Below are 22,387 nucleotides of genomic sequence, written 5' to 3' on the forward strand. Positions count from 1 at the left end.
AACCACCCCGAATTGGGATGGTTTTAGATTATAAAAACATTCTAAGTTTAATTAATGTCCCAGAAAACTTTTACTCTCATTCTGTCAAGACCACCAATTGCTTCAACAGCATTTTGGTAATTTGTAGTGTTTACAGTTCTTTCATTAATTGAGTAAAATAATCTTTTTGGAACTTCGCCATCAGCTGTAGGTGAAGCGTTCGAAGGTGCTACTAACACAGGGAAATCAAGTCTTCTATATGATGTCCAACCTTCAAATGGTCTGTTGTAAAAAGCTAACCAAGCTTGTGTTCCAATTTTTTCCTTCCAATCACCAGCTGCTGTCGAATATGCTACAGAAGGATTACTTAAATAAGAAGATGCTTGTGTAGCTAATCCCCAGAATTCAAATGATGCTGTAATGGCTTGGTTATAATAATATTCCTCTGAATTACCTACAGTATAACCTCTTGCGGCAGCTTCGGCTAAATAAAAGTTCATCTCTGTAGCTTCAATAAGTTGTCCATTAAAGTTTGGCTGTCTAAATACGCTTCCAATTTGAGAAAATGAAGAAAAATTATTATTGGCAGCACCATATATACCTCCTACATATATTCCACCAACACTTGAAAAATAAACAGCTCTTCTTGGGTCATTAAGCCCATTCATTACATCTACAAGGGTCTTGGATGCAACAAAATCGTTTCTATTACTCGCAACTAATTGCTCATATATCGGATTATAATTTGGAGCTGATCCCGGATAATTAAATGAAGCGTTTTCAAGGTTAGTTAAAATAACGCCACTATTAAAGGCACTTTCTACAGTTGATTTAGATAAAGTTGGGTTAACGTCGGCTAAATTGATTCCTAATTTAAGTTTTAATGAGTTTCCAAATAATTTCCATTTTTGAATATCTCCTCCAAATAGGTATTCTCCTGTTGAGAAAGAAGTAGTGCTGTCGTCAAGTAATGCTAATGCTGCATTTAGTCTAGTTATTAAATCAGGATAAATTGACGCATCATCATCATATTTTGGCAGTTTAATATTTATATTTAAACTTTCAGAATAAGGGACATCACCAAATGTATCAACTATTACTTGAAAGGTATAAACATTTAATATTTCAATAATAGCCAATTTGTTTTGTTGCTGTACTTGCCAAACAGCATTTGAAGCGCCAGTTGGTAATGTTTCCAGGGTGATTATTTCTTTCGCAGAATTTAGGTTGCCTAAAACATCTCTGTAAAGACTATTCCAGTGGTTGTCTGGTACAGCTCTAGATACAAGTCTATATCGTGACTCATCATTGTAAGTGGTTTGAGCCCAATATTGGGTAAAGAAACGGAATGGACTAAAATTCACTTCAGGAGTTGTCATTTGATCCATTAATTTCTTTTCAGCATTTGTTAATAACGTCTCCGCTGGCACATCATAAGGTGCATCGGCATTGTTATTAAAATCATCCGTATTGTTGTTACATCCTATTCCTAAGAACGAGAGTAAAACTAGTAATAAGATTATCTTTTTCATTTTTTAGAAATTTATTTTAACATTAAATGCATATACTTTTTCGGAAGGCATTACACCCGATTGATATCCTTGAACATTACCTGCAGAGTTCCCTGCTTCAGGGTCAGCGTGTGGAAGTTTTTTATCAATAATCCAAAGATTTGTCCCAGTTATACCAATTGAAGCTCCGGTAATAAATGTTTTTTCAAGTATTTTTGATGAAAAATTATAAGTAAGGCCAATCTCTCTTAATTTTACATAGGATGCATCATAAATAAATGCTTTGTTTGGAGCAGCTCCAGAGCCATATGCAGCGCCAGCTGTAGAAGCATCAATTCTAATATTATTTGGAGTTCCGTCTTCTAAAACACCTGGCAAGATTACACCTCCAGAATCAGCACCTCCTGTTAAAGGATCTCTTAGTGGGTTTCCTAAGTCATTATTTCCGGCACTTTCTGCATAAATTCCGGTGTATTGTCCATAAGATTGGTCAAGTGAAAAAACATCACCACCTTGTTTGATATCAATTAAGAAATTGAAAGTAAGGTTTTTGTATGTAAATCTATTGGTTATACCCGCAATCCAATCGGCTTGAATATTACCAATTACTTTATCACTATCGGTTAAATAAAAGCCATCGGCATCTATTACTCTATTACCATTATCGTCGTAGACAAAATCAGTACCTCTTAGAGTTCCATAGGGTTCTCCAACTGTTGCATTCAATGAAACTCCGTCTTGGAATGAAGCTAATTGAAGATTAGACCTTCCTTCATCTAGTTTTATAAGCTCATTTTTATTTTTTGACCAGTTTACTCCAACCATCCATTTAAAATCAGTCGTTTTAATTGGGTACCCAGACAAAGCAATTTCAATACCTTTGTTTTGTAACTCTCCGGCATTAATTTGTGAGAAAGAATAACCTGTAGAAGTTGATTGTGGCACATTAAAAATTTGATTGAATGTATTTGTCTTATATACTGATAAATCAAAATTTAATCTTTTGCTGAACATTTCAGCTTCTATACCAAACTCCCAAGTTTTTTGAAGTTCTGGTTTTAGTTTTTCAAAATCAACAAATACAGTACTGTTTCCAAAAGTAGGATTTGAACCAACAAGACCATTGTTTACTCTAGCTCCTAAAGTACCAAAAGCAGGATCATTACCAACTTCTGCGTAGCTTAATCTTATTTTGCCTAAACTTAGCCAATCTATTTTTGCAAATTGAGAAAAAACAAAACTTGTACCTAAGGAATAATAACCATAAGTATCATTGTTTTTAGGTAGTGCTGTAGAATTATCTAAACGATATGAACCTTCTAAGTATAGTGCTTTTTTATAATCAAAAGAAACTTGCCCATAAATTCCAAATTTTTCATATCTGTATTCTTCTTCTACTGGTGCGATAAAAACATTAGAATTAGCTAAAGTAAATAAACCTGGCGAGGCTAAACCTCCAGTTGTAGATCCTTCAAATTCATCAGCACTTGCTTTTATAAATGATGTTCCACCTAAAATTTTTATTCCTAAATCGTTAGTTAATCTTTTATCGTAGGTGGTTATAAAGTCATAAGTTGATTGAAGAAAGCTTCTGGTATATAAATTGTATCCAGAAGTTTCGTTAATTTGACTAATTCCAAACTCTTCAGCATGACTTCCAATAGCTTTTCTCATTTCTTGTCTGTCATTGGAACTTTCTACAGTTACCCTTCCTAAGATATTCAAATCTTTTGTTACGTCAAGAATTAAGCTTGATCCTATAATAACTCGAGTTCTATCATCAGAAGAATAATTTTGGTATCTATCCCAGTAAGGATTGTTCCAATAAGCTGGAGTAAAATCACCACCTAAAGGGTCAGCAAAATTCCATGTTGCATTAGTGTTAGTTCTAGAATATTCTCTTTGTAATTCTTTGATATCAACATTAACAGGCCACCATTGTCTAAACCCCGTCATTATATTATCGCCATATCCTAAATTGTTTCTACCGATGGTTGTTTGGTCAGAATATGTTAAAAAAGCAGTAACTCTTAGTTTTTCTGATAAATTCCTAGAGAAATTTCCATTAATAACGTTTCTGTTCAGTCTACTATTTGGAAGTGTTCCAGTTTCATAGTTATTAGTAAATCCGAAGTTATAAGTGCTTTTATCGTCACCTCCATTAATATTTATACTATTTATGCTTCCAAACGATTTATTAAAAAACTTTGAAGGGTCGTTTTTTGCAGCAACCCATGGTGTAGCTTGACCAAAATTTGGATTTCCTTCTACGAATGAATTCCATTGATAAACATTTAAATTTGGGTCGAATTCATTTCCATAGGAAGCATCGTCTCCTGTTGGTGTTATAAAATCATCATTACCGTCTCCATCAACATCTTCAACAAAGAAACTATCTGGCCCGGCATAACCTTCTCCGTATTTATTTTGATAAGTTGGAAAAGTTTCTTTATTAATCATCCCAATAGATGTTGTAGAACTATATGTAATTCCCATTCCTTTTCCTTGCTTTCCTTTCTTCGTAGTAATCATAATTGCCCCATTTGCTGCTTGACTGCCATATAGTGCAGTTGCAGCAGCACCTTTAAGAACTGTTAGTGATTCTATATTGTTTGGGTCAATGTCACTTGCAGAGTTACCAAAATCAAATCCATCTCTACCGTTAGCGGCGTCTCTAGTATTTAGGTTGGTATTAGTTATTGGCACACCATCTAAAACTATTAAGGCTTGATTATTTCCAGAGATACTTTTAGTTCCTCTTAATACAATATTAGTAGAGCCGCCAAAGTTTGAATTTCTTCTAACTTCAAGCCCAGCAACTCTTCCGGATAAGCTGTTAGTAAAGTTGTTAGTTGGTACTTGATTAATTTCATCACCAGAAAGTTTTTGTGCCGCATATCCTAAAGATTTCTTTTCTCTAGTGATACCTAAAGCTGTAACAACTACGCCTTCCAATTCAACGGCGTCTTCTTTCATCTTTACGTTAATTGTTGTCGATGAAGCCACAATTTCCTGCGATTTCATTCCAACAAAATTAAAGACAAGTGTTTGTGTGGCATCAGCTTTAATCGAGTACTTACCGTCAATGTCGGTCTGTACGCCAGTTGAAGTTCCCTTTACGAGAACATTTACCCCAGGAATCGGTAATCCGCTGTTGTCAGAAACAACTCCGGAAACAACCCTGTCTTGTGCAAAAGATATTTGCACCAATAACGCTATGAATAGCGTCAAGAATCCATTTAACTTTGTTTTCATTTTATAATTTGGTTATAATTAGTCTATCAAAATTCTGTAAAATTTATCATAAATCCTAACTAAATGTTAAAATTTTATGTTAATGTTTGTAAAATGTGTGAATTATATAAAACTTTCAAATGATTATGAAAAATAATTAAATAATTCGCAATTAATAATCGATGAAGTGCACGTTTTTTTAACAAATAAATGCAGGTTTGAATCCTGAATTAAAAACTTGCCTTAAAACTAATGTGGACGATAGAGTTTGAAAGTTTTATAGCCTGTTCATTGGTGCTTCCGTTGGCATATACGATATTAAAAAGCCCATTTTTGGTTAATAATCCAAATCCAAAGCCCAGGCCGAGAAGATTTTGATTACTGTCTGCTGTCTTGTCTTGAAGATATCCGTAATCAATAATCGAATGAACATACAAATTTGGAGTAAGTACATATCGGTATTCGGAGAGTATTGAGCCAAATAAATTCCCCTGCAAACTATTTTCGTTAAAACCACGAATTGAATTTATGCCGCCAAAGCGTTGTAACTCGTTTACAATGTAATTGCTACTTTGTAAATAGAAATTTTGTGATTTGATGTTTACAATGTTTCTCGGATTCAAATAGAAATTGTGTTTTGCAAACAGACTTCCAAAAAATTGACTGTCGGAAATCAGTTTGGCATCTCTTTTACCGGTGCCTATTTTCAAATCAATAGAAGTTTTTTCAGGAAAAAGAAAATCGTCATTCTTGAAATCGACATATTCTAAAGCGGTAGTTATGTACGAATTGTCAAAATCACTCAAGGTGGATGAATTAATATTTTGAATATCGCTCGATTCTGTTGATTGATAGCCAAGGTACAGGCGAGTGTTATAATTGAAATAATAACCTAAGTTTATGGCCGTTTTTGTATTTTGAAAAGTACTGTCTTGCTTGAATATATTTAATTCTGCTTTTATTCCTAACGGACTTTTAAAAATATATGGGAGCTCAACTCCGAGGTTAAATGTTTTTTGGTCCTGACCGTCGCTTTTCCAATACAAGGATAATTTTTCACCCGAGTTCAAGATATTGTTTAAAACCAAATCGATATAGCCGCTAAAAATAACTTTCTTGTTTTCGTCATTGGTAAAGCCTACATAACCATCAAAAGTATTTGGTTTGGTTTTTTCCAGATAGACATAAATTTTGGTTGAGTCTTTTGTGAAAAGTATTTCGGGATATTTACTTTGTTTTACAAATCGGAACTTTTCAAAGTCATTGTACAGCTTATCTAAATTCTTTTGATTAAAAACTTTGTTTCGGTATAACCGGATAATGTTCTTTTTGTGTCCTTCGGGAAATTTGTCATAACCGTTAATCACAATATCGTTTACCTGTCTTTTGATTTCGGTTGTAATCGATAAGTCGGCAGTCAGAAAGTCTTTAGATTTTTGAATATTGACAAGCTTTACTTTCGCCATCGAAAAACCATTGGTTTCCAATTTTTTTAAAGTGGCATTTAAAAAGCTTTCGGTTTCTTCGTATGGAATGGTTAAAGTGTCGTTTTTGATTGTGTAATTTGCGGCGATATTTTCCTGATATTTTATACCTATATATATGTACGCATAATTTATTTTTTTTTCAAGGCTGTATTTGAAGCAAAAAGTTGAATCATCCGGTTTGAAATTTTCCGTCAATTGACTTTCTAAATAACCACTTTTGGTAAGCTTTTCATAAAACAAATTATTCTCATCTAGGATTGATTTGGCATTTTTGTGCTTCAAAACATAGCCAATACTGTCGATAATTTTAGTTTCTTTTTCGTTTTGACCGATAATTTTCAGATGGAATTCCTGAGCAGAAATGTATCCGCTTGACGTAATGAAGATAAAAAAAAGGAAAAACTTTTTCAACTGTTAGAATTATTTGATTCAAAATAACGTAAAAAATCTGTTTTTATTGCCGATAATCGGACGGAAAAAGAATGTCTTTGAAAATTAATTAATTATGATTTGTTTCGTTGAAAATAATTACTACATTTGCAACCCCTAAAAAAGCGGGATTTTAACAAATAAAGAAAAATTAGTATTTAATTATGCCAACAATTCAACAATTAGTAAGAACAGGAAGAACTCAGATCACTAAGAAGAGTAAATCGGTTGCTTTAGATTCTTGTCCTCAAAGAAGAGGTGTTTGTACGCGTGTTTACACTACTACTCCAAAAAAACCAAACTCTGCAATGCGTAAAGTTGCGCGTGTACGTTTGACTAATGGAAATGAGGTGAATGCTTACATCCCAGGAGAAGGACACAATCTACAAGAGCACTCGATAGTATTAGTGCGAGGCGGAAGGGTAAAAGATTTACCGGGAGTTAGATACCACATTGTGCGTGGTGCGCTTGATACATCAGGTGTAGCAGGAAGAACACAAAGAAGATCTAAGTACGGTGCTAAACGCCCAAAAGAAGCAAAAAAGTAATTTAAAAACTTTTAAAGTAAAGACATGAGAAAAAGAGCGGCAAAGAAAAGACCACTTTTACCAGATCCAAAATTTAACGATCAGTTAGTAACACGTTTCGTGAACAACCTAATGTGGGACGGTAAGAAATCGACAGCTTTCAAAGTATTTTATGATGCTATGGAAATTGTAGAAACAAAAAAGAACAATGATGAAAAATCGTCATTAGAAGTATGGAAAGATGCTTTAACAAACGTTATGCCTCACGTAGAAGTACGTAGTCGTAGAGTTGGTGGAGCTACATTCCAAATCCCTATGCAAATTCGTCCGGACAGAAAAATCTCTATGGCCATGAAGTGGATGATACTTTATGCTCGTAAAAGAAACGAGAAATCGATGTCAGGAAAATTAGCTTCTGAAATTTTAGCTGCGGCTAAAGAAGAAGGTGCTGCTGTTAAAAAGAGAATGGATACTCACAAAATGGCAGAAGCAAATAAAGCATTCTCTCACTTCAGATTTTAATATTTAAGAAATGGCTAGAGATCTAAAATTTACAAGAAATATCGGAATTGCGGCTCACATTGATGCTGGTAAGACAACAACAACTGAGCGTATATTATTCTATACCGGAAAATCACACAAAATTGGTGAGGTGCACGATGGTGCTGCAACAATGGACTGGATGGCACAAGAGCAGGAAAGAGGAATTACCATTACTTCTGCTGCAACAACTTGTGAGTGGAATTTTCCAACGCAACAAGGGAAGCCGATTGCTGATACAAAACCTTACCACTTTAACATTATTGATACCCCGGGACACGTTGACTTTACCGTAGAGGTAAACCGTTCATTACGTGTATTGGATGGATTAGTTTTCTTATTTTCTGCTGTTGATGGTGTTGAGCCACAATCAGAAACTAACTGGAGACTTGCAGATCAATATAGAGTTCCACGTATGGGATTCGTTAACAAAATGGACCGTCAAGGATCAAACTTCTTAAACGTATGTCAACAAGTTAGAGATATGTTGAAATCTAACGCTGTGGCTATCACTTTGCCAATTGGTGAAGAGAACGATTTCAAAGGAGTGGTTGATTTAGTAAAAAACCAAGCTATCGTATGGCATGATGCAACTCAAGGGGCAACTTTTGATATTGTTGAAATTCCGGCTGATATGGTTGATGAAGTTAAACATTACAGAGATATCCTTATCGAAGCAGTTGCTGAGTATGATGAAAATCTACTTGACAAATACATGGAAGATCCGGACTCAATCACTGAGGACGAAATCAACCACGCGTTAAGAGCTGCTACAATTGATATGGCTATCATCCCGATGATTGCTGGTTCATCATTTAAAAACAAAGGTGTTCAATTTATGTTGGATGCTGTATGTAAATATTTACCATCTCCTTTAGATAAAGAAGGTATCGAAGGTATTCATCCTGATGATGCTGATTTATTGGAAGAAGATCAAACTAAAATCTTACGTCGTCCTGATGTAAAAGAGCCGTTCGCAGCTTTGGCATTTAAGATTGCTACTGACCCTTATGTTGGTCGTTTAGCCTTCTTCCGTGCTTACTCAGGTCGTTTGGATGCTGGTTCATACATCTTGAACACTCGTTCAGGAAACAAAGAAAGAATTTCTCGTATCTACCAAATGCACGCTAACAAACAAAACCCAATCGATTACATCGAAGCTGGAGATATTGGAGCAGCAGTTGGATTTAAAGATATCAAGACCGGAGATACAATGTGTGACGAAAAACACCCAATTATTCTTGAGTCGATGAAATTCCCTGATCCGGTAATTGGTATCGCTATCGAGCCAAAAACTAAAGCTGACGTTGATAAAATGGGTATGGCTTTAGCAAAATTAGCTGAGGAAGATCCAACTTTTACTGTTAGAACTGATGAGGCTTCAGGTCAAACGATTATTTCAGGAATGGGTGAGTTACACTTAGATATCCTTGTAGATCGTATGAAACGTGAGTTCAAAGTTGAAGTTAACCAAGGTGAACCACAAGTGGAGTACAAAGAAGCTTTCACTAAATCGGCACAACACAGAGAAGTTTACAAAAAACAATCTGGAGGTCGTGGTAAATTCGGTGATATCGTATTCCGTTTGGAGCCTGCAGATGCTGGTGTAGTTGGATTACAATTCGTTAACGAGGTTAAAGGTGGTAACGTTCCTAAAGAATATATTCCTGCTGTTGAAAAAGGTTTCAGAGAAGCTATGAAAACAGGTCCTTTGGCTGGTTATACAGTTGATAGTTTAAAAGTTACTTTATTAGATGGTTCTTATCACCCTGTGGATTCCGATGCTCTTTCTTTTGAATTAGCAGCAAGAATGGGTTATAAAGAAGTTGGTAAAGCAGCCGGTGCTGTTATTCTTGAGCCAATCATGAAAATTGAAGTGATTACTCCTGAAGAAAATATGGGAGATATCGTTGGAGATTTGAATAGAAGAAGAGGTCAAGTTAATGACATGGGAGACAGAGCTGGTGCTAAAACCATCAAAGCTAACGTTCCATTATCTGAAATGTTTGGTTATGTAACAACATTAAGAACATTGTCTTCTGGTAGAGCAACTTCTACAATGGAATTCTCTCACTACGAGCAAACTCCTTCAAACATTTCTGAAGAAGTAATCAAAAAAGCAAAAGGTAACGCTTAATTCTTATAAAGATGAGTCAAAAAATTAGAATAAAATTGAAGTCTTACGATCACATGTTGGTTGATAAATCAGCTGAGAAAATCGTAAAAACTGTGAAAAGCACAGGTGCTGTTGTAACAGGTCCAATTCCGTTGCCTACGCACAAAAAAATATTTACTGTATTACGTTCTCCACACGTTAACAAAAAAGCGAGAGAGCAGTTTGAGGTAAGTTCATACAAAAGATTACTAGATATCTATAGTTCTTCTTCGAAAACTATCGATGCTTTAATGAAACTTGAATTGCCAAGTGGAGTTGAAGTAGAAATCAAAGTATAACGAACAAGTTTCTGAAATGAGTATCAGAAGTAAATTTATTTCTGATACTTGTTTCTTTATAAAAAAGTAAACAAATAATAATTATAAATAGTTTAATATGTCTGGGTTAATAGGAAAAAAAATCGGCATGACTAGCTTATTCGATGAGAACGGGAAAAACATTCCTTGTACTGTAATCGAAGCTGGGCCTTGTGTCGTTACCCAAGTCAGAACCAAAGAGGTTGACGGGTATGAAGCGCTTCAACTTGGTTTCGATGACAAAACAGAAAAACACGCTACTAAAGCTGACTTAGGTCACTTTAAAAAAGCGGGAACTTCTGCAAAGAAAAAAGTCGTTGAATTCCAAGGTTTCGAAAGTGATTTTAAATTAGGTGACAATGTTACCGTGGAAGTATTCAGCGAAGGAGAATTTGTTGATGTACAAGGTGTATCAAAAGGAAAAGGTTTCCAAGGTGTTGTTAAACGTCACGGTTTTGGTGGTGTTGGACAAGCAACTCACGGACAACACAACCGTTTGAGAGCACCAGGTTCTGTAGGAGCATCTTCTTATCCATCACGTGTATTCAAAGGAATGCGTATGGCAGGAAGAATGGGAGGAGATAATGTAAAAGTTCAAAACCTTAGAGTTTTAAAAGTAGTGGCTGAAAAGAACCTACTTGTTGTTAAAGGAGCTGTTCCTGGATGCAAAAACTCTTATGTAATCATTCAGAAGTAATGGAAGTAAAAGTTTTAGATATCAACGGAAAAGAAACTGGAAGAAAAGTTCAACTTTCTGATTCAGTTTTCGCAATTGAGCCAAATAATCACGCGGTTTATCTTGATGTTAAACAATATTTAGCAAATCAAAGACAAGGAACACACAAAGCTAAAGAAAGAGCTGAAGTTGCAGGTTCTACACGTAAGATTAAAAAGCAAAAAGGTACTGGTACTGCACGTGCAGGAAGCGCAAAAAGCCCTGTTTTCAAAGGTGGTGGAACTATCTTTGGACCACGCCCAAGAAGTTATTCATTCAAATTGAATAAAAGCTTAAAGAGATTAGCAAGAAAATCTGCTTTCTCAATCAAAGCAAAAGAGTCAAATATAGTAGTTGTTGAAGACTTCAATTTTGAAACACCAAACACTAAAAATTTCATCAACGTTTTGAAAGCTTTAGGGTTAGAAAACAAAAAATCTTTGTTTGTGTTGGGTGAATCAAATAAAAATGTATATTTGTCGTCACGTAATTTGAAAGCTTCTAGCGTTGTAACTAACTCAGAATTAAGCACTTATGCAATTTTAAATGCAAGCAACTTAGTTCTTTCAGAAGGTTCTTTAGAAGGAATTGAAGAAAATTTAAGTAAATAACAGAGTCATGAGTATCATAATTAAACCTATCATAACAGAAAAAATTACCAAAGAAGGTGAGGTTTTCAATCGTTTTGGTTTTGTTGTTGACAAAAAAGCAAACAAAGTTCAAATTAAGAAAGCTGTAGAAGCTGCTTATGGAATTTCTGTTGTTACTGTAAACACGATGAACTATAGAGCTGATAGAACTACTAAATACACAAAAAGTGGTTTGATTAGCGGAAAAACAAATGCTTACAAAAAAGCAGTTGTACAAGTAAAAGAAGGAGAAACAATAGATTTTTATAATAATATCTAATAACAATGTCAGTTAGAAAATTAAAACCTATTACCCCTGGTCAGCGTTTTAGAGTTGTGAATGGTTTTGACGCCATCACGACTGATAAGCCGGAGCGCTCTTTGTTAGCACCGATAAAAAACTCAGGAGGTAGAAATAGTCAAGGAAAAATGACCATGCGTTATACAGGCGGTGGTCACAAACAAAGGTATCGTATGATTGATTTCAAAAGAACTAAAGCTGGAATTCCTGCTACAGTGAAATCAATCGAGTATGATCCAAACAGAACTGCTTTTATCGCATTATTGTGGTATGCAGATGGAGAGAAAACGTATATCGTTGCTCAAAATGGTCTACAAGTAGGACAAACTGTTGTGTCTGGAGAAGATGCAGCTCCTGAAATTGGGAATACTTTGCCATTAAGCAAAATTCCATTGGGAACTGTGATTTCTTGTATCGAATTGCGTCCGGGTCAAGGAGCTGTTATCGCTCGTTCGGCCGGAACATTTGCTCAGTTAATGGCAAGAGACGGGAAATATGCTACTATTAAAATGCCATCAGGTGAAACAAGATTAATCTTGTTGACTTGTTCAGCAACAATCGGAGCAGTTTCTAACTCTGATCACCAATTGATCGTGTCTGGTAAAGCAGGTAGAACAAGATGGTTAGGTAGAAGACCAAGAACAAGACCAGTAGCTATGAACCCTGTTGATCACCCAATGGGTGGTGGTGAAGGACGTTCATCTGGAGGTCATCCACGTTCTAGAAAAGGTTTACCAGCTAAAGGTTATAGAACTCGTTCTAAAGTTAACCCGAGCAACAAGTATATTGTAGAACGCAGAAAGAAATAATAAGACATGGCACGTTCATTAAAAAAAGGACCTTTTGTACACTATAAATTAGATAAAAAAGTTCAGGAAAATATTGCTGGTGGAAATAAAGGAGTTGTTAAGACTTGGTCTAGAGCTTCTATGATTACTCCAGATTTCGTTGGACAAACTATCGCAGTTCACAATGGTCGCCAATTCGTTCCGGTTTATGTAACTGAGAACATGGTAGGACACAAATTAGGAGAGTTTTCACCAACAAGATCTTTTAGAGGTCACGCTGGAGCAAAAAATAAAGGTAAAAAATAAGAAGCAATGGGAGTTCGTAAAAGAGAAACAGCAGATGCGAGAAAAGAGGCTAATAAGTCTATTGCTTTCGCGAAATTGAATAACTGCCCTACTTCACCTAGAAAAATGCGCTTAGTAGCAGACTTGGTAAGAGGTCAGAAAGTTGAGAAAGCGTTGAATATTTTAAGATTCAGCACTAAAGAAGCTTCAAGAAAATTAGAAAAACTATTATTATCTGCAATCAACAATTGGGAGCAAAAAAATAGTGAAGCTAATGTAGCTGAAGCAGGCTTATTTGTAAAAACAATCACTGTAGATGGTGGAATGATGTTGAAAAGACTTCGTCCGGCTCCACAGGGAAGAGCACACAGAATTAGAAAACGTTCTAACCACGTTACAATCGTATTAGGACAATTAGATAACACACAAAGCAATTAATTAAGATGGGACAAAAGACAAATCCAATAGGAAACAGACTTGGTATCATCAGAGGATGGGATTCAAACTGGTATGGTGGAAATGATTACGGTGATAAAATCGCTGAAGATTACAAAATCAGAAAGTATATCCATGCTCGTTTATCAAAAGCTAGTGTATCAAAAGTAATCATCGAGAGAACTTTGAAACTTGTAACCGTTACTATCACTACTGCTAGACCTGGTATCATTATCGGAAAAGGTGGTCAAGAGGTAGACAAGTTAAAAGAAGAACTTAAGAAAGTTACTGACAAAGAGGTTCAAATCAACATCTTTGAAATTAAAAGACCTGAATTAGATGCTTACTTAGTAGGTACTTCTATCGCGCGTCAGATTGAAAGCAGAATCTCTTACAGAAGAGCTATCAAGATGGCAATTGCGGCTGCAATGCGTATGAATGCTGAAGGGATCAAAGTTTTAATCTCTGGTCGTTTGAACGGAGCTGAAATGGCACGTTCTGAGCAATTCAAAGAAGGTAGAATTCCTCTATCAACTTTCAGAGCCGATATTGATTATGCTTTGGCTGAAGCACATACTACTTATGGTAGAATGGGTATCAAAGTATGGATCATGAAAGGTGAAGTTTATGGGAAAAGAGATCTTTCTCCACTTGTAGGCATGGACAAAAAACAAGCTGGTCAAGGTGGTGGAAAAGGAGATTCTCCTAGAGGTGACAGAAAGCCTTTCAATAAGGACAGAAAACCTGCGGGAGACCGTAAGAGAAAGTAATTTTTTAAAAAGTAAAGAAAAATGTTACAGCCTAAAAGAACAAAATACCGTAAGGTACAAAAGGGTAAGATGAAAGGAAATGCTCAAAGAGGGCATGAACTTTCAAGTGGAATGTTCGGGATCAAATCTGTACACGAAACAGGAATGTTTTTAACTTCTCGTCAAATCGAGGCTGCGCGTATCGCTGCAACCCGTTACATGAAAAGAGAAGGTCAATTATGGATCAACATCTTCCCGGATAAACCTATCACAAAGAAACCTCTTGAGGTACGTATGGGTAAAGGTAAAGGAGCAGTCGAATATTGGGCTGCTGTTGTAAAACCAGGAAGAATCATGTTTGAAGTTGGTGGCGTGCCACTTTCTGTTGCAAAAGAGGCGTTACGTCTTGCTGCACAAAAACTTCCGGTAAAAACTAAGTTTGTCGTTGCTAGAGATTTCGAAGCATAATATATTAAAGAAATTATGAAACAATCAGAAATTACAAAACTATCTGTAGCTGAGTTACAAGAAAAACTTAGTCAATTAAGAAAAGCGTATTCAGATCTAAGAAATGCACACGCTATTTCTCCTATTGCCAATCCACTTCAAATTAGAAGTGCTAGAAGAGCGGTTGCTAGAGTAGCAACTGAACTAACTAAAAGAGAGTTACAATAATTGTACTAGCAAAAGATGGAAAAAAGAAATTTAAGAAAAGAAAGAATTGGTGTTGTTACGTCTAACAAAATGGATAAATCTATTGTTGTAGCACAAGTAACAAGAGTAAAACACCCATTATATGGTAAGTTCGTATTGAAAACTAAAAAGTTTCATGCACACGACGAAACAAATGACTGTAACATTGGTGATACAGTAAAGATCATGGAAACAAGACCTTTATCAAAAACTAAATGTTGGAGATTAGTTGAAATCATTGAAAGAGCTAAGTAATTATGGTACAACAGGAATCGAGATTAAAAGTAGCAGATAACACAGGAGCAAAAGAAGTTTTGACTATCCGTGTTTTAGGAGGAACGAAACGTCGTTATGCCTCTGTTGGAGATAAAATTGTAGTTTCAATTAAAGATGCAACACCAAACGGAAACGTGAAAAAAGGTGCTGTGTCAACTGCAGTTGTTGTACGTACCAAAAAAGAAGTGAGAAGAGCTGATGGTTCTTATATCCGTTTCGATGACAATGCATGTGTTCTTTTGAATGCTGCAGGAGAAATGAGAGGAACTCGTGTTTTTGGTCCGGTAGCAAGAGAATTGCGTGAAAAACAATTCATGAAAATTGTATCATTAGCACCTGAAGTGCTTTAATTATTAGTAAGATGATAAAGTTAAAAGTAAAATCAGGAGATACGGTAAAAGTTATCGCAGGAGACCATAAAGGGTTAACAGGTAAAATTACCCGTGTTTACAGAGAGAAAAATAAAGCGATCGTTGAAGGTATAAACATGGTGTCGAAACACACGAAACCAAGTGCTAAAAACCCACAAGGCGGAATCGTTAAGAAAGAAGCTCCTATCCACATCTCAAACCTTTCTTTGGTAAGCGGTGCTGATACAGCTAAAGGCGGAGCAAAAAAAGATTCAAAAAAAGCTAATAAAGCATAGTTATGGCATATATTCCAAGACTTAAGCAAGAATATAAGGACAGAGTAATTGCTGCCCTTAAGGAAGAATTCGGTTATAAAAACGTAATGCAGGTTCCTAAATTGGAGAAAATCGTTTTAAGCCGTGGAGTTGGAGCAGCAGTATCTGATAAAAAACTTGTTGACTATGCAGTTGATGAGTTAACAAAAGTTACTGGACAAAAAGCAGTATCTACAATCTCTAAAAAAGACGTTGCGTCTTTCAAATTGAGAAAAGGTATGCCGATTGGAGCAAAAGTAACTCTTAGAGGAGAGAAAATGTATGAGTTTTTAGATAGACTTATTACATCATCTTTGCCACGTGTTAGAGATTTTAACGGTATCAAAGCTACTGGTTTTGACGGAAGAGGTAATTACAACCTTGGTGTTACCGAGCAAATCATTTTCCCTGAAATTGATATTGACAAAGTAAACAAAATCTCAGGTTTGGATATTACGTTTGTAACTTCTGCCAACACAGATAAAGAAGCAAAATCATTATTAGCAGAATTAGGTTTACCTTTTAAAAAGAATTAAGACATGGCTAAAGAATCAATGAAAGCCCGTGAGGTTAAGAGAGAAAAAACGGTAGCTAAATACGCTGAGAAAAGAAAAGCTTTATTAGAAGCTGGAGATTACGAAGGGTTACAAAAATTACCAAAAAATGCTTCACCGGTTCGTATGCACAATCGTTGCAAATTAACTGGAAGACCAAGAGGTTATATGCGTCAATTCGGTATTTCACGTGTTACATTCCGTGAGATGGCCAACCAAGGATTGATCCCAGGAGTGAAAAAAGCCAGCTGGTAATAGTTGGTATTTCAGCAGATAATTGTACATTTGCCGGATTTTTGCCGGGAACCGTGCAATTATCTGCTTTAAATTAGAGTTTAATGGCTTCAGGTTCAGTAGAATAGTTCTATTTGAAAACCGTTGCCGCAATTTAATAAATATGTATACAGATCCTATTGCGGATTATCTTACGAGAGTTAGAAATGCAGTGATGGCAAACCACAAAGTGGTTGAGATTCCGGCATCTAACCTTAAAAAAGAAATCACAAAAATTTTATTCGATCAAGGGTATATTTTAAGTTACAAGTTTGATGACAGTACTGTTCAAGGTACCATCAAAATCGCTCTTAAGTATGATAAAGATACTAAAGACTCTGTAATTAAAGATATCCAAAGAATTAGTAAACCAGGTTTACGTAAGTACGCAGGTGCTTCAAAATTACCTAGAATCCTTAACGGTTTAGGAATTGCTATTGTTTCAACTTCAAAAGGTTTAATGACCGGGAAACAAGCTAAGCAATTAAATGTTGGTGGAGAAGTAATTTGTTACGTATACTAATTAAAAACAGAAAACATGTCAAGAATAGGTAAAAATCCAATTTCGATTCCTGCTGGTGTTACTGTTGAAGTTAGTGAAACAGTAATTACAGTTAAAGGAAAATTAGGTCAACTTACGCAGGATTACGCAGACGTAACTGTAAAAGTTGAAGAAGGTCAATTAACAGTTGAAAGACCATCTGATAGTAAAGATCACAGAGCAAAACACGGATTATACAGATCATTAATCAGTAATATGGTTGTTGGTGTATCTGAAGGTTTTACTAAAGAATTAGAATTGGTTGGAGTTGGTTACAGAGCTTCGAATCAAGGTCAAAAATTAGATTTAGCTCTAGGTTTTTCTCATAACATCGTTTTAGAAGTTGCTCCTGAAGTAAAACTAGAAACAATCTCTGAGAAAGGTAAAAACCCAATCGTGAAGTTAACATCTTTCGACAAACAATTAGTAGGTCAAATCGCTGCGAAAATCAGAGGTTTCCGTAAACCAGAGCCTTACAAAGGTAAAGGAGTTAAGTTTGTTGGTGAAGTATTAAGAAGAAAAGCAGGTAAATCAGCTTAAAAAATAGCGTTATGTCATTAACAAAATCTGAAAGAAGACAAAGGATACAATACAGAATCAGAAAGATTGTAAGCGGAACGGCTGCAAGACCAAGATTATCTGTATTCAGAAGTAATAAAGAAATCTATACACAACTAATTGATGATGTGAATGGAGTTACTTTATTGGCTGCTTCATCAAAAGATAAAGGAGTAAATATTAAAGGTACAAGCATGGAAGTGGCAACAGAAGTTGGAAAACTTGTTGCTGAAAAAGCTTTGAAAGCTGGAATCACAGAAGTAACTTTCGATAGAGGAGGTTATTTATATCACGGTCGTATTAAATCATTAGCAGAAGGCGCAAGAGCGGCTGGGCTTAAATTCTAATATATTATGTCTAAATACAAAAATGTAGAATTAGTAAAACCTAGTGGTCTTGAATTAAAAGATCGTCTGGTAAGTGTAAATCGTGTTACCAAAGTAACAAAAGGAGGAAGAGCATTTGGTTTTTCTGCAATTGTTGTTGTAGGTGATGAAAACGGGGTAGTTGGTCACGGATTAGGAAAATCTAAAGATGTTTCTGAAGCTATTGCAAAAGCAGTAGAAGATGCAAAGAAAAACTTAGTTAGAATTCCTTTGAGCGGACAATCAGTTCCTCACGAACAAAAAGGAAAATTTGGTGGAGCTGCAGTATTTTTGATGCCGGCATCTCATGGTACCGGAGTAATTGCAGGTGGAGCTGTTCGTTCAGTTCTTGAGTCAGTTGGTATTCATGATGTATTATCAAAATCACAAGGTTCATCAAACCCTCACAACGTGGTAAAAGCAACTTTTGATGCTTTATTACAAATGAGAAGTGCTGTTACTGTCGCAAAACAGAGAGGTATTTCTTTAGAAAAAGTTTTTAAAGGTTAATTCAAGGAAATTATGGCTAAATTATTAGTAAAACAAGTTAGAAGCAAAATCAATTGTCCACTTACACAAAAAAGAGGATTAGAGGCTTTAGGTCTTCGTAAAATGGGACAAACTGTGGAGCATGATTCAAATCCTGCTATCCTTGGAATGATAAATAAAGTTAAACACTTAGTTTCCGTTGAGGAAGTTAAATAACAAATACAGTTATGAATTTAAGTAACTTACAACCTGCTGAAGGTTCTACACACAATCAAAATAAAAGATTAGGTAGAGGAGAAGGTTCTGGAAAAGGTGGTACCGCTGCACGTGGTCACAAAGGAGCTAAGTCTCGTTCTGGTTATTCTAAAAAGATTGGTTTTGAAGGAGGTCAGATGCCACTTCAAAGACGTGTGCCTAAGTTTGGTTTTACAAACATCAATCGTAAAGAATACCAAGGTGTAAATCTTGATACACTTCAATTGTTAGTAGATAATGGAATTGTTACCGATACTGTAGATTTTACAGTGTTTGTAGAAAACCGTTTGGCTACTAAAACCGAGTCTGTAAAAATTCTTGGAAGAGGTGAATTAAAAGCAAAATTAAAAGTAACAGCTCATAAATTTACTGCTACTGCAAAAGCTGCTATCGAAGCTGCTGGTGGTGAAGCTGTAACCTTATAATTATAGAACAATGAAGAAATTTTTTGAATCATTTATAAATGTTTGGAAAATAGAAGAACTAAAGAACAGAATTGTCTTAACTCTTATGTTGCTTTTAGTTTACAGATTTGGTGCGCACGTTACGCTTCCGGGTATTGATGCATTACAATTAGATAAATTAGCTGGTCAAACAGATAACGGTATTGGATCAATATTGGATATGTTTACTGGTGGAGCTTTCTCAAAAGCATCAGTATTTGCGTTGGGTATCATGCCATACATTTCTGCTTCAATTGTTGTTCAGTTAATGGGTATTGCCATTCCATATTTGCAAAAACTGCAAAAAGATGGGGAAAGTGGCAGAAAGAAATTAAATCAAATTACCAGATGGTTAACCATCGCTATTACATTGGTTCAAGGTCCGGGTTATATCTATAACTTATACAGAACTTTACCTAGTAGCGCATTCCTTTTAGGATTTGATTCGTTCTCTTTCTTATTTTCATCGGTTTTAATTTTGACTACAGGTACTATTTTCGCTATGTGGTTAGGAGAAAAAATTACAGATAAAGGAATCGGAAATGGTATTTCATTATTAATTATGGTAGGAATTCTTGCCAGATTACCACAAGCATTATTTCAAGAATTTACTTCAAAAGTTACCAATAATAACGGTGGACCAATGTTGTTAGTAATCGAAGTTATCGTGTGGTTATTAGTAATTATTGCTTGTGTCCTATTAGTTATGGCTGTTAGAAAAATCCCCGTACAATACGCTCGTCGTACAACTAGCGGAGATTTCGAACAAGACATGATGGGTGGAAACAGACAATGGATTCCGTTAAAGCTGAATTCTGCCGGAGTAATGCCAATCATCTTTGCTCAGGCAATTATGTTTATCCCTGCAGCAGTAGCCGGACTTTCAAAATCTGAAACGTCTCAGTCTATTGCAGGAACATTCAGTGATATGTTCGGACTTTGGTACAACGTAGTTTTTGCATCGTTGATTGTAATTTTTACATTCTTTTACACGGCAATTACTGTCCCAACTAATAAAATGGCAGATGATTTAAAAAGAAGTGGTGGATTTATTCCCGGTGTTAAACCTGGAGTTGAAACAGCTGATTTCTTAGATAAAATCATGTCTCTAATAACATTCCCTGGTTCATTATTTCTTGCGTTGATTGCTGTGTTCCCAGCAATTATTGTAAGCCTTAGTGTTCAACAATCTTGGGCAATGTTCTATGGTGGAACTTCACTTATTATTATGGTGGGAGTTGCAATTGACACTATCCAACAAGTAAATTCTTATTTGTTGAATAAGCACTATGACGGATTGATGAAAAGTGGTAAAAATAGAAAAGCAGTAGCTTAATTTTTATGGCAAAACAATCAGCAATAGAACAAGACGGATCAATAATTGAAGCATTGTCAAATGCAATGTTCCGTGTGGAGTTAGAAAACGGACATGTTGTAATTGCTCATATTTCTGGAAAAATGCGTATGCATTACATTAAATTGTTACCTGGTGACAAAGTAAAACTGGAAATGAGTCCTTACGATTTGTCAAAAGCAAGAATTACTTATAGATATTAAAGATATTCAAAATGAAAGTAAGAACATCAGTAAAGAAACGTAGTGCCGAGTGCATCATCGTTCGCAGAAAAGGAAGATTATACGTAATCAACAAAAAGAATCCTAGATTTAAACAAAGACAAGGATAAGTTATGGCAAGAATAGCAGGGGTAGACATCCCAAAAAACAAAAGAGGAGTTATCGCTTTAACCTACATCTTCGGAGTTGGTAAAAGTCGTGCAAGCGAAATATTAGCAAAAGCTAATGTTAGCGAAGACATTAAAGTTCAAGATTGGAATGATGAGCAAATCGGAGCAATTCGTGATGCAGTATCATACTACAAAATTGAAGGTGAACTTCGTTCAGAAGTTTCATTACACATTAAGCGTCTAATGGATATTGGATGTTATAGAGGAATCCGTCACAGATCTGGTCTTCCATTAAGAGGACAAAGAACTAAAAACAACTCTAGAACAAGAAAAGGGAAAAGAAAAACTGTTGCTAACAAGAAAAAAGCAACTAAATAATAAGTAATATGGCTAAAGCAACAACAAAAAAACGTAAAGTTATCGTTGAATCAACAGGTGAAGCTCATATTAGTGCAACCTTTAACAACATCATCATTTCTTTGACTAACAAAAAAGGTGAAGTTATTTCTTGGTCTTCAGCTGGTAAAATGGGTTTCAGAGGTTCTAAAAAGAATACTCCTTATGCAGCTCAAATGGCAGCAGAAGATTGCGGTAAAATTGCATTAGAAGCTGGACTTAAAAAAGTAAAAGTATATGTAAAAGGACCAGGTAACGGACGTGAGTCTGCTATCAGATCTATACATAACGCAGGAATTGAAGTAACAGAAATCATCGACGTTACCCCAATGCCACATAATGGATGTCGTCCTCCTAAAAGACGTAGAGTATAATTTATACTGAATTTATTTCAGTATTTAATTAAACAAATAATAAGTATAACCAAGATAGAATAAAGATTATCGAAGGATTCGACCTGAATTCATAATCTCTATCTTAAAACAATTTAAAATGGCAAGATATACTGGTCCAAGTACAAGAATTGCTCGTAAATTTGGCGAAGCAATATTCGGAGAAGACAAAGCCTTCGAAAAAAGAAATTATCCTCCTGGACAACACGGGATGGCTAAAAAAAGAGGTAAAAAATCTGAGTACGCTGTCCAATTGATGGAAAAGCAAAAAGCTAAATACTCTTACGGTATTTTAGAAAAACAATTCAGAAACCTTTTTGAAAAAGCAGCAGCTTCTAAAGGTGTAACTGGTGAAATCCTTTTACAATTATGCGAAGCTAGATTAGATAACGTAGTATTCAGAATGGGAATTGCTCCATCAAGAAGAGCAGCTCGTCAAATCGTTTCTCACCGTCACATCACTGTGAACGGAGAAGTGGTTAACATCCCTTCCTATCACTTAAAACCAGGTGATAAAGTTGCTGTTCGTGAAAAATCTAAATCTGTTGAAGCAATCAATAATTCATTAGCAAATTCATCTCACGTATATGAGTGGATTACCTGGAATAACGATACTAAAGAAGGAACGTTTGTTTCTGTTCCACAAAGATTGCAAATTCCGGAAAATATTAAAGAGCAGTTAATCGTCGAATTGTACAACAAATAATAATTGACATTAGTCT

General features: G+C 35.5%; 33 protein-coding genes. 30 read left to right on the forward strand and 3 right to left on the reverse strand.

Annotation, left to right across the window (positions count from 1 at the left end; all coding sequences use genetic code 11):
* Window positions 1–47: 47 nt before the first annotated feature.
* The 3 genes from L1S35_RS11800 to L1S35_RS11810 all read right to left on the reverse strand — a co-directional run bounded on the left by L1S35_RS11800 (window position 48) and on the right by L1S35_RS11810 (window position 6,622).
* Complete coding sequence (locus L1S35_RS11800) at window positions 48–1,511, reverse strand: SusD/RagB family nutrient-binding outer membrane lipoprotein (protein ID WP_236400939.1); 1,464 nt, start codon at window positions 1,509–1,511, stop codon at window positions 48–50.
* Between the two features lie 3 nt (window positions 1,512–1,514).
* Window positions 1,515–4,745, reverse strand: coding sequence for a SusC/RagA family TonB-linked outer membrane protein (locus L1S35_RS11805; protein WP_236400942.1), 3,231 nt, complete (start codon window positions 4,743–4,745; stop codon window positions 1,515–1,517).
* 209 nt (window positions 4,746–4,954) lie between these two features.
* Window positions 4,955–6,622 carry a BamA/TamA family outer membrane protein gene (locus L1S35_RS11810; protein ID WP_236400944.1) on the reverse strand — a complete coding sequence of 556 codons (1,668 nt, stop codon included), beginning with the start codon at window positions 6,620–6,622 and terminating at the stop codon, window positions 4,955–4,957.
* 182 nt (window positions 6,623–6,804) lie between these two features.
* On the opposite strand from L1S35_RS11810, the gene rpsL reads away from it, so the two are divergent.
* The 30 genes from rpsL (at window position 6,805) to rpsD (ending at window position 22,371) form a co-directional block, all read left to right on the forward strand.
* Window positions 6,805–7,188 carry a 30S ribosomal protein S12 gene (gene rpsL, locus L1S35_RS11815; protein ID WP_007136570.1) on the forward strand — a complete coding sequence of 128 codons (384 nt, stop codon included), beginning with the start codon at window positions 6,805–6,807 and terminating at the stop codon, window positions 7,186–7,188.
* Between the two features lie 24 nt (window positions 7,189–7,212).
* Window positions 7,213–7,689 carry a 30S ribosomal protein S7 gene (gene rpsG, locus L1S35_RS11820; protein WP_236400946.1) on the forward strand — a complete coding sequence of 159 codons (477 nt, stop codon included), beginning with the start codon at window positions 7,213–7,215 and terminating at the stop codon, window positions 7,687–7,689.
* Window positions 7,690–7,699: 10 nt separating this feature from the next.
* Window positions 7,700–9,844 (forward strand): elongation factor G, encoded by a 2,145-nt coding sequence (gene fusA, locus L1S35_RS11825; RefSeq protein ID WP_236400948.1) that lies wholly within the window; start codon window positions 7,700–7,702, stop codon window positions 9,842–9,844.
* 11 nt (window positions 9,845–9,855) lie between these two features.
* Window positions 9,856–10,161 carry a 30S ribosomal protein S10 gene (rpsJ, locus tag L1S35_RS11830; RefSeq protein WP_026710316.1) on the forward strand — a complete coding sequence of 102 codons (306 nt, stop codon included), beginning with the start codon at window positions 9,856–9,858 and terminating at the stop codon, window positions 10,159–10,161.
* A gap of 97 nt (window positions 10,162–10,258) precedes the next feature.
* The gene (gene rplC / locus L1S35_RS11835) at window positions 10,259–10,876 is read left to right on the forward strand and encodes a 50S ribosomal protein L3 (RefSeq protein ID WP_236400950.1); all 618 of its coding nucleotides are present in this window, start codon (window positions 10,259–10,261) and stop codon (window positions 10,874–10,876) included.
* Window positions 10,876–11,505, forward strand: coding sequence for a 50S ribosomal protein L4 (rplD, locus tag L1S35_RS11840; protein WP_236400952.1), 630 nt, complete (start codon window positions 10,876–10,878; stop codon window positions 11,503–11,505). The genes rplC and rplD overlap by 1 nt, the downstream gene beginning before the upstream one ends.
* Window positions 11,506–11,512: 7 nt before the next feature.
* Entirely contained in the window at window positions 11,513–11,803 is a 291-nt protein-coding gene (rplW, locus tag L1S35_RS11845; protein ID WP_236400954.1) for a 50S ribosomal protein L23, read from the forward strand.
* Window positions 11,804–11,808: 5 nt separating this feature from the next.
* Window positions 11,809–12,633, forward strand: a complete 825-nt coding sequence (gene rplB, locus L1S35_RS11850; RefSeq protein WP_236400956.1) for a 50S ribosomal protein L2 — start codon at window positions 11,809–11,811, stop codon at window positions 12,631–12,633.
* Window positions 12,634–12,639: 6 nt separating this feature from the next.
* Window positions 12,640–12,918 carry a 30S ribosomal protein S19 gene (rpsS, locus tag L1S35_RS11855; RefSeq protein ID WP_007136562.1) on the forward strand — a complete coding sequence of 93 codons (279 nt, stop codon included), beginning with the start codon at window positions 12,640–12,642 and terminating at the stop codon, window positions 12,916–12,918.
* 6 nt (window positions 12,919–12,924) lie between these two features.
* Window positions 12,925–13,335: a 50S ribosomal protein L22 gene (gene rplV / locus L1S35_RS11860; RefSeq protein ID WP_236400958.1), complete on the forward strand. Its 411-nt coding sequence runs from the start codon at window positions 12,925–12,927 to the stop codon at window positions 13,333–13,335.
* 5 nt (window positions 13,336–13,340) lie between these two features.
* Window positions 13,341–14,102, forward strand: a complete 762-nt coding sequence (rpsC, locus tag L1S35_RS11865) for a 30S ribosomal protein S3 (RefSeq protein WP_136151638.1) — start codon at window positions 13,341–13,343, stop codon at window positions 14,100–14,102.
* Window positions 14,103–14,123: 21 nt separating this feature from the next.
* The gene (rplP, locus tag L1S35_RS11870) at window positions 14,124–14,549 is read left to right on the forward strand and encodes a 50S ribosomal protein L16 (RefSeq protein ID WP_236400960.1); all 426 of its coding nucleotides are present in this window, start codon (window positions 14,124–14,126) and stop codon (window positions 14,547–14,549) included.
* A 15-nt stretch (window positions 14,550–14,564) separates the two neighbouring features.
* Window positions 14,565–14,756 (forward strand): 50S ribosomal protein L29, encoded by a 192-nt coding sequence (gene rpmC, locus L1S35_RS11875; RefSeq protein WP_236400962.1) that lies wholly within the window; start codon window positions 14,565–14,567, stop codon window positions 14,754–14,756.
* A gap of 15 nt (window positions 14,757–14,771) precedes the next feature.
* Window positions 14,772–15,029: a 30S ribosomal protein S17 gene (gene rpsQ, locus L1S35_RS11880; RefSeq protein WP_162128603.1), complete on the forward strand. Its 258-nt coding sequence runs from the start codon at window positions 14,772–14,774 to the stop codon at window positions 15,027–15,029.
* A 2-nt stretch (window positions 15,030–15,031) separates the two neighbouring features.
* Window positions 15,032–15,400, forward strand: a complete 369-nt coding sequence (gene rplN / locus L1S35_RS11885; RefSeq protein ID WP_007803649.1) for a 50S ribosomal protein L14 — start codon at window positions 15,032–15,034, stop codon at window positions 15,398–15,400.
* A gap of 11 nt (window positions 15,401–15,411) precedes the next feature.
* Window positions 15,412–15,696, forward strand: coding sequence for a 50S ribosomal protein L24 (gene rplX, locus L1S35_RS11890; protein ID WP_236400964.1), 285 nt, complete (start codon window positions 15,412–15,414; stop codon window positions 15,694–15,696).
* A gap of 2 nt (window positions 15,697–15,698) precedes the next feature.
* A complete protein-coding gene (gene rplE, locus L1S35_RS11895; RefSeq protein ID WP_236400966.1) occupies window positions 15,699–16,250 on the forward strand; it encodes a 50S ribosomal protein L5 in 552 nt (183 codons plus the stop codon).
* Window positions 16,251–16,253: 3 nt separating this feature from the next.
* A complete protein-coding gene (gene rpsN, locus L1S35_RS11900) occupies window positions 16,254–16,523 on the forward strand; it encodes a 30S ribosomal protein S14 (RefSeq protein WP_162126306.1) in 270 nt (89 codons plus the stop codon).
* Between the two features lie 142 nt (window positions 16,524–16,665).
* Complete coding sequence (rpsH, locus tag L1S35_RS11905) at window positions 16,666–17,064, forward strand: 30S ribosomal protein S8 (RefSeq protein ID WP_236400968.1); 399 nt, start codon at window positions 16,666–16,668, stop codon at window positions 17,062–17,064.
* Between the two features lie 15 nt (window positions 17,065–17,079).
* Complete coding sequence (rplF, locus tag L1S35_RS11910; protein ID WP_236400970.1) at window positions 17,080–17,622, forward strand: 50S ribosomal protein L6; 543 nt, start codon at window positions 17,080–17,082, stop codon at window positions 17,620–17,622.
* 11 nt (window positions 17,623–17,633) lie between these two features.
* Window positions 17,634–17,987 carry a 50S ribosomal protein L18 gene (gene rplR / locus L1S35_RS11915; RefSeq protein WP_236400972.1) on the forward strand — a complete coding sequence of 118 codons (354 nt, stop codon included), beginning with the start codon at window positions 17,634–17,636 and terminating at the stop codon, window positions 17,985–17,987.
* A gap of 3 nt (window positions 17,988–17,990) precedes the next feature.
* On the forward strand, window positions 17,991–18,515 hold the full coding sequence (rpsE, locus tag L1S35_RS11920) for a 30S ribosomal protein S5 (protein WP_121312864.1): 525 nt from the start codon (window positions 17,991–17,993) through the stop codon (window positions 18,513–18,515).
* A 12-nt stretch (window positions 18,516–18,527) separates the two neighbouring features.
* Window positions 18,528–18,710: a 50S ribosomal protein L30 gene (rpmD, locus tag L1S35_RS11925; RefSeq protein ID WP_136151647.1), complete on the forward strand. Its 183-nt coding sequence runs from the start codon at window positions 18,528–18,530 to the stop codon at window positions 18,708–18,710.
* A gap of 11 nt (window positions 18,711–18,721) precedes the next feature.
* Window positions 18,722–19,174, forward strand: a complete 453-nt coding sequence (rplO, locus tag L1S35_RS11930) for a 50S ribosomal protein L15 (protein WP_236400975.1) — start codon at window positions 18,722–18,724, stop codon at window positions 19,172–19,174.
* 10 nt (window positions 19,175–19,184) lie between these two features.
* Window positions 19,185–20,528, forward strand: a complete 1,344-nt coding sequence (gene secY, locus L1S35_RS11935) for a preprotein translocase subunit SecY (RefSeq protein WP_236400976.1) — start codon at window positions 19,185–19,187, stop codon at window positions 20,526–20,528.
* A 5-nt stretch (window positions 20,529–20,533) separates the two neighbouring features.
* On the forward strand, window positions 20,534–20,749 hold the full coding sequence (infA, locus tag L1S35_RS11940) for a translation initiation factor IF-1 (RefSeq protein ID WP_026714631.1): 216 nt from the start codon (window positions 20,534–20,536) through the stop codon (window positions 20,747–20,749).
* Between the two features lie 11 nt (window positions 20,750–20,760).
* Entirely contained in the window at window positions 20,761–20,877 is a 117-nt protein-coding gene (gene ykgO, locus L1S35_RS11945; RefSeq protein ID WP_073361285.1) for a type B 50S ribosomal protein L36, read from the forward strand.
* Between the two features lie 3 nt (window positions 20,878–20,880).
* Window positions 20,881–21,255: a 30S ribosomal protein S13 gene (gene rpsM, locus L1S35_RS11950; protein WP_136151650.1), complete on the forward strand. Its 375-nt coding sequence runs from the start codon at window positions 20,881–20,883 to the stop codon at window positions 21,253–21,255.
* Window positions 21,256–21,263: 8 nt separating this feature from the next.
* Window positions 21,264–21,647, forward strand: coding sequence for a 30S ribosomal protein S11 (gene rpsK / locus L1S35_RS11955; protein WP_136151651.1), 384 nt, complete (start codon window positions 21,264–21,266; stop codon window positions 21,645–21,647).
* A gap of 118 nt (window positions 21,648–21,765) precedes the next feature.
* Window positions 21,766–22,371: a 30S ribosomal protein S4 gene (gene rpsD, locus L1S35_RS11960; RefSeq protein WP_236400979.1), complete on the forward strand. Its 606-nt coding sequence runs from the start codon at window positions 21,766–21,768 to the stop codon at window positions 22,369–22,371.
* Window positions 22,372–22,387 lie beyond the last annotated feature (16 nt).

This window comes from Flavobacterium anseongense (assembly GCF_021608185.1).
Taxonomy (GTDB): domain Bacteria; phylum Bacteroidota; class Bacteroidia; order Flavobacteriales; family Flavobacteriaceae; genus Flavobacterium; species Flavobacterium anseongense.

Excerpts from the sequence above, each read along its gene's own strand:
- rplO (WP_236400975.1), top strand. The coding sequence starts at position 18,722 with ATGAATTTAAGTAACTTACAACCTGCTGAAGGTTCTACACACAATCAA.
- ykgO (WP_073361285.1), top strand. The coding sequence starts at position 20,761 with ATGAAAGTAAGAACATCAGTAAAGAAACGTAGTGCCGAGTGCATCATC.
- rpsS (WP_007136562.1), top strand. The coding sequence starts at position 12,640 with ATGGCACGTTCATTAAAAAAAGGACCTTTTGTACACTATAAATTAGAT.
- fusA (WP_236400948.1), top strand. The coding sequence starts at position 7,700 with ATGGCTAGAGATCTAAAATTTACAAGAAATATCGGAATTGCGGCTCAC.
- rpsD (WP_236400979.1), top strand. The coding sequence starts at position 21,766 with ATGGCAAGATATACTGGTCCAAGTACAAGAATTGCTCGTAAATTTGGC.
- rplR (WP_236400972.1), top strand. The coding sequence starts at position 17,634 with ATGTCATTAACAAAATCTGAAAGAAGACAAAGGATACAATACAGAATC.
- L1S35_RS11800 (WP_236400939.1), bottom strand. The coding sequence starts at position 1,511 with ATGAAAAAGATAATCTTATTACTAGTTTTACTCTCGTTCTTAGGAATA.
- rplW (WP_236400954.1), top strand. The coding sequence starts at position 11,513 with ATGAGTATCATAATTAAACCTATCATAACAGAAAAAATTACCAAAGAA.
- rplP (WP_236400960.1), top strand. The coding sequence starts at position 14,124 with ATGTTACAGCCTAAAAGAACAAAATACCGTAAGGTACAAAAGGGTAAG.
- rpsM (WP_136151650.1), top strand. The coding sequence starts at position 20,881 with ATGGCAAGAATAGCAGGGGTAGACATCCCAAAAAACAAAAGAGGAGTT.
- infA (WP_026714631.1), top strand. The coding sequence starts at position 20,534 with ATGGCAAAACAATCAGCAATAGAACAAGACGGATCAATAATTGAAGCA.
- rpsC (WP_136151638.1), top strand. The coding sequence starts at position 13,341 with ATGGGACAAAAGACAAATCCAATAGGAAACAGACTTGGTATCATCAGA.
- rpsJ (WP_026710316.1), top strand. The coding sequence starts at position 9,856 with ATGAGTCAAAAAATTAGAATAAAATTGAAGTCTTACGATCACATGTTG.
- rplD (WP_236400952.1), top strand. The coding sequence starts at position 10,876 with ATGGAAGTAAAAGTTTTAGATATCAACGGAAAAGAAACTGGAAGAAAA.
- rplN (WP_007803649.1), top strand. The coding sequence starts at position 15,032 with ATGGTACAACAGGAATCGAGATTAAAAGTAGCAGATAACACAGGAGCA.
- rpmD (WP_136151647.1), top strand. The coding sequence starts at position 18,528 with ATGGCTAAATTATTAGTAAAACAAGTTAGAAGCAAAATCAATTGTCCA.
- rplE (WP_236400966.1), top strand. The coding sequence starts at position 15,699 with ATGGCATATATTCCAAGACTTAAGCAAGAATATAAGGACAGAGTAATT.
- rplF (WP_236400970.1), top strand. The coding sequence starts at position 17,080 with ATGTCAAGAATAGGTAAAAATCCAATTTCGATTCCTGCTGGTGTTACT.
- rpsL (WP_007136570.1), top strand. The coding sequence starts at position 6,805 with ATGCCAACAATTCAACAATTAGTAAGAACAGGAAGAACTCAGATCACT.
- rpsH (WP_236400968.1), top strand. The coding sequence starts at position 16,666 with ATGTATACAGATCCTATTGCGGATTATCTTACGAGAGTTAGAAATGCA.
- rpsQ (WP_162128603.1), top strand. The coding sequence starts at position 14,772 with ATGGAAAAAAGAAATTTAAGAAAAGAAAGAATTGGTGTTGTTACGTCT.
- rplV (WP_236400958.1), top strand. The coding sequence starts at position 12,925 with ATGGGAGTTCGTAAAAGAGAAACAGCAGATGCGAGAAAAGAGGCTAAT.
- rplB (WP_236400956.1), top strand. The coding sequence starts at position 11,809 with ATGTCAGTTAGAAAATTAAAACCTATTACCCCTGGTCAGCGTTTTAGA.
- L1S35_RS11805 (WP_236400942.1), bottom strand. The coding sequence starts at position 4,745 with ATGAAAACAAAGTTAAATGGATTCTTGACGCTATTCATAGCGTTATTG.
- rpsK (WP_136151651.1), top strand. The coding sequence starts at position 21,264 with ATGGCTAAAGCAACAACAAAAAAACGTAAAGTTATCGTTGAATCAACA.
- rplX (WP_236400964.1), top strand. The coding sequence starts at position 15,412 with ATGATAAAGTTAAAAGTAAAATCAGGAGATACGGTAAAAGTTATCGCA.
- rplC (WP_236400950.1), top strand. The coding sequence starts at position 10,259 with ATGTCTGGGTTAATAGGAAAAAAAATCGGCATGACTAGCTTATTCGAT.
- secY (WP_236400976.1), top strand. The coding sequence starts at position 19,185 with ATGAAGAAATTTTTTGAATCATTTATAAATGTTTGGAAAATAGAAGAA.
- rpmC (WP_236400962.1), top strand. The coding sequence starts at position 14,565 with ATGAAACAATCAGAAATTACAAAACTATCTGTAGCTGAGTTACAAGAA.
- rpsG (WP_236400946.1), top strand. The coding sequence starts at position 7,213 with ATGAGAAAAAGAGCGGCAAAGAAAAGACCACTTTTACCAGATCCAAAA.
- rpsN (WP_162126306.1), top strand. The coding sequence starts at position 16,254 with ATGGCTAAAGAATCAATGAAAGCCCGTGAGGTTAAGAGAGAAAAAACG.